We start from the raw sequence: 6,495 nt of genomic DNA on the forward strand, positions 1-6,495 counted from the left end.
AGCGTCCGTATGTCAGTCCCCGATCTCGCGCCCACCCTCGAATCCTCGGGGCTGGTCGACGCCTATACTCCACTCGCCGACTGCTTCGACGAGATGCGCACCGCCGAGGGCGAGGTGCGTCCGCACTGGCAGTATCTGCTGGACGCCCTGCGCACGCTCGGGCCGACCGGCATCGAGGCGCGCTGGCGCGAGGCGTCGCGGCTCATCCGCGACAATGGGGTCACCTACAACCTCAACGGCGATCCCCGGGGAATGTCGCGCCCCTGGGAGCTGGATCTGCTTCCGCTGCTCATCCGCAGCGAGGAATGGGCCGAACTCGAGCGCGGTCTGATCCAGCGCGCCGAACTCTTCAATCTCATTCTGGCCGATCTCTACGGTCCGCGCGAGCTGCTGCGGTTGGGACTGATCCCGGCCGAGCTGATCGACGGCGATCCCGGCTATCTGCTGCCCTGCCACGGGATCGATGTCTCGGGCGCACGTCCGCTCGTCCATTATGCGGCCGACCTCACCCGCACCCCCGACGGCCGCTGGCGGGTCATCGGCGACCGCGCCCAGAGCCCGCTGGGCGCGGGCTACGCCCTGGAGAACCGCGTGGTGCTGTCGCGGGTCCTGCCCAGCCTGTTCCGCGATTCGCACGTCCACCGTCTGGCCGGGTTCTTCCGCTCGATGCGCAGGACCCTGACCCGACTCGCGCCCCATCACGGCGAAGACCCGCGAGTCGTGCTGCTGACCCCGGGTCCGCAGAACGAGGCCTATTTCGAGCACGCCTATCTCGCCAATTATCTGGGCTACACCCTGGTCCAGGGCGCCGATCTCTCGGTGCGCGACGGCGCGCTCTGGCTGCGCACGCTCGGCCGTCTGGAGCGCATCGACGCCGTCCTGCGCCGACTCGACGACAGCTGGTGCGACCCGCTGGAACTGCGCGAGGACTCGCTGCTCGGGGTCCCCGGACTGGTGCAGGCGGTGCGTACCGGCAACCTGGTCCTGGCCAACGCCCTCGGCAGCGGCATCCTCGAACATCCGGCCCTGATGGCCTTCCTGCCGGGGATCTGCCAGCATCTGCTCGGCGAGACCCTGGCATTGCCGGACATCCCGACCTGGTGGTGCGGCGATCCGGAGGCCAGGGGGCACGTGCTCGAACACCTGGACCGACTGACCATCAGGCCCTGCATCCGCTCGCTCAAGCAGACGCCTCTGTTCCCCGCGGCGATGGAGCCCACCGCACGGGCGGCGCTGATCGAGGCCATCAAACGTAACCCCAGCGCCTATATCGCCCAGGAGCGCATCCAACCATCCACGACACCGGCCCTGATCGGCCAGCATCTCGAGCCGCGCCCGAGCGTTCTGCGCGCCTTCCTGATCGCCGAGGAGGAAGGCTATGCGGTCATGCCGGGCGGACTGGGCCGCGTGGCCTCGAGCCACGATGCCACCCTGCTCTCGACCCAGCTCGGCGGACTGGGCAAGGACGTCTGGGTCCTGGCCTCCGAGCCCGAGCGCCAGGAAAGCCTGCTGCCATCGGCCGAGCTCTTGGCACCCGCGGTGGTCAAGGAAAGCGCCGTGTCCAGCCGCGTGGCCGACAATCTGTTCTGGATCGGGCGCTACGCCGAACGCGCCGAGGGTCTGGTCCGCCTGCTGCGCATCACCATCTTCAAGTTCTCCGAGCGCGGCGACTTCGCGCTGAGCAAGGCCAACGCCTCCTGTCTGCGCTCGCTGCTGGAGGCGCTCACCAACCAGACCCAGACCTTCCCCGGATTCATCGGCGAGGGCGCCGAGGAGCGTCTGCGCGATCCCGTCCCGGAGCTGCTCTCGCTCATCTCGGACCGTTCCAGGGTCGGCGGACTGCCGCGCACCCTGGAGGCGCTGGGTCAGGCCGCCTATTCGGTGCGCGACCGTCTCTCCGCCGACACCTGGCGCATCATCAGCGACATCGACCGGCTGGTCGCCAGCCTCTCCGAGCATCCGCCGAGCCAGCTGTCCCAGGCCCTCGACGAGCTCGACCCTCTGGTGACCTCGCTCGTCGCCTTTTCCGGCCTCAGCCAGGAGAACATGACCCACAACGAGGGCTGGCACTTCCTCGAAACCGGCCGGCGGCTCGAGCGCGGCACCGCGACGGCCAGTCTGCTGCAGTCCATGCTGGTCCCGGTCTCCGGGGAGCAGGACGAGAACATGGTGATCGAGGCGGTTCTGGGCATCACCGACAGCCTCATCACCTACCGCCGGCGCTATCGCGGCGGCACCCGGATCGGCGCATTGCTGGACCTGGTGCTCCAGGACGAAGGCAATCCCCGCGCCCTCGCCTATCAGTTCGCGGTGCTGTCCAAGCTGGTCTCCGACCTTCCCAGAGGCGATCTGTCCATGGGCCGCACCCCGGCCGAGAAGCTGGTGCTCAAGAGCCTGACCGGCATCCGGCTCGCCGAGATCAACGCACTGATCCAGGTCGAGGGACAGGAGCCGCGCCGGGAGGTTTTGGCCAGGATGCTGGCCGATCTCGACACCGAGCTGGCGGCGCTCTCGGACGCCATCACGGCACAATATTTCCGCCACGAAGAACAGCCGCACAGCCTGCTTCGCCGCACGGGGACGATGCAGCCATGAAGTTCCGCATCCAGCACGTCACGCGCTACGAGTACGCCGAAACCGTCTCGCTCTGTCACAGCATCGCCCATCTGAAGCCCATCCAGACGCGCCGCCAGCAGTGCCTCGGATCCGTCATCAGGGTCGATCCCTGGCCCGCCGTCAGCCGCGAACACGAGGACTTCTTCGGCAACCGGGTGAACTATTTCTCCATCCAGCAGGCCCACGACGCGCTGGAGGTGACGGCGCAGAGCGATGTCGAGGTCACGCCCTGCGTCCTGCCCGAGGCGAGCAAGACGCCCGCCTGGGAGCGTGCCATCGAGCGGCTCTACGACAAGGGCGACGGCCTCATGATCGACGCACGCATCTTCACCCTGCCCTCGCCCCTGATCCCGCTGGATCCGGACGCGCGCAACTATGCGGCCATCTCCTTCGAGCCGGATCGCCCCATCCTGGAGGCGACGCTCGATCTCATGGGGCGCATCTACAGCGAGTTCGAATACGACCCCGCCTCGACCACCGTCACCACCCCGGTCGCCGAGGTGATGGCGAACCGGCGCGGCGTCTGCCAGGACTTCGCCCATATCGCCATCTCGGGGCTGCGCGGCTTGGGCATCGCCGCGCGCTACGTCAGCGGCTACCTCGAGACCCTGCCGCCGCCCGGCCAGGTCAAGCTCCAGGGCGCGGATGCCTCCCATGCCTGGTTCTCGGTCCTGATCCCGGACATCGGCTGGGTCGACTTCGATCCGACCAACGATCAGGTCCCGCAGGAGCAACATATCACCACCGCCATCGGCCGCGATTTCCAGGACGTGACCCCGTTGCGCGGCATCTTCTACGGCGGCGGGACGCACGATCTACGGGTCGCCGTCGACGTCGACCGCCTCGAGAGCCAGCCGACGCCGGAGATGCCGGCGCGATGAACCGCGAGCCATCGCGATGCGCCTGCGCTCAATCCGGCCCGCCCCCCTCCCGATAGCGCGCGATCAGACGCACATAGTTGTCGGCGACATAGTCCAGGTATTCGAGCTCGCGGTCAGTGAGCGCCCGCGCCCGACGGGCCGGGGCGCCGAGCCAGAGATAGCCGCCCTCCAGCACCTGTCCGGGCGTCACCAGCGACCCGGCGCCCAGCATGGTCCGAGGCTGCAGCAGGGCACGATCCAGTACGCGAGCGCCGATACCGACCAGACAATGATCCTGGATCTCGCAGCCGTGCAGGACCACCTGATGACCGACCGTCACGCCATCATGAACGATCAGGGGCGCACCGCCCGGCATGAAGCGGCTGTCGTGCGACACATGCAGTACGCTGCCGTCCTGGATATTGGTCCGGCGGCCGATCTCGATGCGGTGGATGTCGCCACGCACCACGCATTGCGGCCAGATGGAGGACTCGGCGCCCAGGGTCACGTCACCGACGACGACGGCCGTCTCGTCGATCCAGGCGTCCTCGGCGACGATGGGCGACCGCCCCTCGAAGGAGCGGATATTCGACCGCCCGACGCGGTCTCTGTCTGCAGAGTGGCTCATGGCTGAATTGATACGAAAACCTCTTTCGTCGATCTGAACACGGATACCCCAGATGCGTCTTTTCCTCAAGGTCCTCGGCTGGCTGCTGACCCCGATACTCCTGCTGATGCTCGTCGCCGGCGCCATGGTCCTTCAGGACCGCCTGCCATTGGTCCGGCAGGATCTGAAGATCAGCGCCGAGGAGGGTGCCTGGACCAGACAATGGTTGCTGCAGCATCGGCCCGCGAGCCACAGACAAGGCCAATGGGTCGACCTGGATCTGTCGGAGCGGCAACTCGACCTGATCGCCAACGCACTGATGGACAAGCTCGGCCAGGGACGCGCCGACATCCAGCTCGGCGACGGCCAGGCACTGATCCAGGCATCGCTCGCCCTGCCCTGGGATCTGGTCCAGGGCTATCTCAATCTCGAATGCATCCTGGTCGAGCGCGATCATCAGCCCAGTATCGAATCGGCGCGCCTGGCCGGACTGCCGCTGCCCAGCGCGCTGATCGAATCCTTCGCCGAACGGGCCATGTCGAGGGTCGATCACCGCGAACTGGTGCGCGATCTCGTCATCGCCCCGGACCGGCTGACGCTTTCCTACGCCTGGCGCCCCGACCTGCTGGAACGGATCGGCAGCGGCATGCTGGCCGAGGCCGAACTTCCGCTGCTGCTGCGCTATCAGGAGGATCTCGACCGCTGGGCCGCCGAACACCCACGCGCCCGGACCGTCACACTGGCCGACCTCATGTCCTATCTCTTCTCCAAGGCCGGCGAACGACCGGCCGAGGCGGATCCGATCCGAGAGAACCGCGCGGTGCTCATGGTCCTGGCCGCCTACGTCAACGGCCAGACCATCCGCGATCCAGACCCGGCATCAGATTCGAAGGCGGCACTTCGCCCACGCACGGTCGTGCTGCGCGGACGCCCCGACCTGAGCCAGCACTTCGTCGCCTCGGCCGCGATCGCCATCCAGGGAAACGACACCTTCTCCAGCCTGATCGGCTGGTACAAGGAGATGTCGGACTCCAAGGGCGGCAGCGGATTCAGCTTCCCGGACATGGCGGCCAACCGCTCCGGAATCCGCTTGGCCAAGCTCGCCACAGAGACACCGGAGGGTGCCCGACAGATCCAGCGCGCCGCCAAGAAGGGACTCAGCGAGGACGATTTCATGCCGCGCATCGACGGACTCCCCGAGGGCATGAACCGGGGCGCTTTCATCGCCGGCTACGGCGAAGACAAGGCGCGTCTCTATCGCGAGATGATCGCCCATATCGACCGGCGCATCGACGACCGCCCCCTCTACCACCAGCCATCGAGCTGAGAAACGAGAACACCGCCAATCGTCCAAGCCAGCGCCCAGCCGACGGTCGACCGCGGAGGGTCGGGTAACGGCTGTCAGGGGTGTCGACAGCAGGGATGCTGCCGTCAAGCCTACAGGGACGTATTCACGGCGTCCCCGGACAGCCGTTACCCGACCCGGAGCGCGCCACCCAAGGTATGCGCCCCCAGCCCCCCCTGAATCAAGGCGTCCGAGCGACCGCCCAGACCTCGATCCTTCGCGCCCCGGCCCTGCGCAGCACCCGGCTCAGCTCGGCGACGGTGCTCCCAGTGGTGACCACGTCGTCCAGGATCGCCACATGCGACCAGGGAAAGGGCTCCCGAGCCACGAATGCCCCGCGCAGATTGCGCCGCCTGGACCGCTCGTCGAGCCCGGCCTGGGGCGGCGTCGCCGCAATGCGATCACAGCAATAGGGATCGACCGGCAGCCTCAATTCAGCCCCGACCACCCGAGCGATTTCGAGCGCCTGGTTGTAGCCGCGCTCGCGCAATCTACGACGATGCAAGGGCACCGGAACCAGCGCCTCGGGCAACGGCATCCCCAGTTCGCGAATCTCGGCGGCCAGACACTGACCGAGCAGCCGGACCCGATCGAGACGCCCCTCGAACTTGGCCCCACCGATCAAAACCGGAACCTCGGCCTCGTAGCGGAAGGCTGCGACACAGCGGTCGAATGGCGGCCGGGGCCGGCGCCGCTGACAGGAACCGCAGAGGGTTCCCTCCGGTACCGGCATCTCGAACGGCAGGGCGCAATGGGCACAGGCCGGGCGATTGCGCGGCAGATCGGCATCGCAGCCCGAGCAGAGATCGCGTCCCTCGGTCCCCGGTGCGCCGCAGAGGACGCAGGTCGGAGGAAAGACGGCGGATATCAGCCTATGGCCCAATCTGGCAAGCATGTGGCACTCGGTTAGAAACCTTTTCCTGGTGGATCCGGATCGGGTGACGCCTGTCCGGGGACGCCGTGAATACATCCCTGTAGGCTTGACGACAGCATCCCTGCTGTCGACACCCCTGACAGGCGTCACCCGACCCTCCTCTTCTCCGACTGGCGGCCGCCCCTTCGCCGGA

5 protein-coding genes are annotated in these 6,495 nt (G+C 67.4%); 3 read left to right on the plus strand and 2 right to left on the minus strand.

All coding sequences use genetic code 11. From position 1 onward, the window contains the following. Positions 1 to 9 precede the first annotated feature (9 nt). On the plus strand, positions 10 to 2,595 hold the full coding sequence (locus D779_RS06875; protein ID WP_043751525.1) for a circularly permuted type 2 ATP-grasp protein: 2,586 nt from the start codon (positions 10 to 12) through the stop codon (positions 2,593 to 2,595). Continuing rightward, on the plus strand, positions 2,592 to 3,497 hold the full coding sequence (locus D779_RS06880) for a transglutaminase family protein (RefSeq protein WP_043751528.1): 906 nt from the start codon (positions 2,592 to 2,594) through the stop codon (positions 3,495 to 3,497). The genes D779_RS06875 and D779_RS06880 overlap by 4 nt, the downstream gene beginning before the upstream one ends. A 28-nt stretch (positions 3,498 to 3,525) precedes the next feature. Here the strand turns inward: D779_RS06880 and D779_RS06885 are convergent, their stop codons facing one another. Beyond that, the gene (locus D779_RS06885) at positions 3,526 to 4,104 is read right to left on the minus strand and encodes a gamma carbonic anhydrase family protein (protein ID WP_052347910.1); all 579 of its coding nucleotides are present in this window, start codon (positions 4,102 to 4,104) and stop codon (positions 3,526 to 3,528) included. 52 nt (positions 4,105 to 4,156) lie between these two features. Between D779_RS06885 and D779_RS06890 the strand changes: the two genes are divergently transcribed. Then, entirely contained in the window at positions 4,157 to 5,410 is a 1,254-nt protein-coding gene (locus D779_RS06890) for a hypothetical protein (protein WP_043751531.1), read from the plus strand. A 199-nt stretch (positions 5,411 to 5,609) separates the two neighbouring features. Here the strand turns inward: D779_RS06890 and D779_RS06895 are convergent, their stop codons facing one another. Then, a complete protein-coding gene (locus D779_RS06895) occupies positions 5,610 to 6,323 on the minus strand; it encodes a ComF family protein (RefSeq protein ID WP_043751533.1) in 714 nt (237 codons plus the stop codon). Positions 6,324 to 6,495 lie beyond the last annotated feature (172 nt).

Source organism: Imhoffiella purpurea, assembly GCF_000585215.1.
Taxonomy (GTDB): Bacteria; Pseudomonadota; Gammaproteobacteria; order Chromatiales; family Chromatiaceae; genus Imhoffiella; species Imhoffiella purpurea.

Excerpts from the sequence above, each read along its gene's own strand:
- D779_RS06875 (WP_043751525.1), top strand. The coding sequence starts at position 10 with ATGTCAGTCCCCGATCTCGCGCCCACCCTCGAATCCTCGGGGCTGGTC.
- D779_RS06885 (WP_052347910.1), bottom strand. The coding sequence starts at position 4,104 with ATGAGCCACTCTGCAGACAGAGACCGCGTCGGGCGGTCGAATATCCGC.
- D779_RS06895 (WP_043751533.1), bottom strand. The coding sequence starts at position 6,323 with ATGCTTGCCAGATTGGGCCATAGGCTGATATCCGCCGTCTTTCCTCCG.
- D779_RS06890 (WP_043751531.1), top strand. The coding sequence starts at position 4,157 with ATGCGTCTTTTCCTCAAGGTCCTCGGCTGGCTGCTGACCCCGATACTC.
- D779_RS06880 (WP_043751528.1), top strand. The coding sequence starts at position 2,592 with ATGAAGTTCCGCATCCAGCACGTCACGCGCTACGAGTACGCCGAAACC.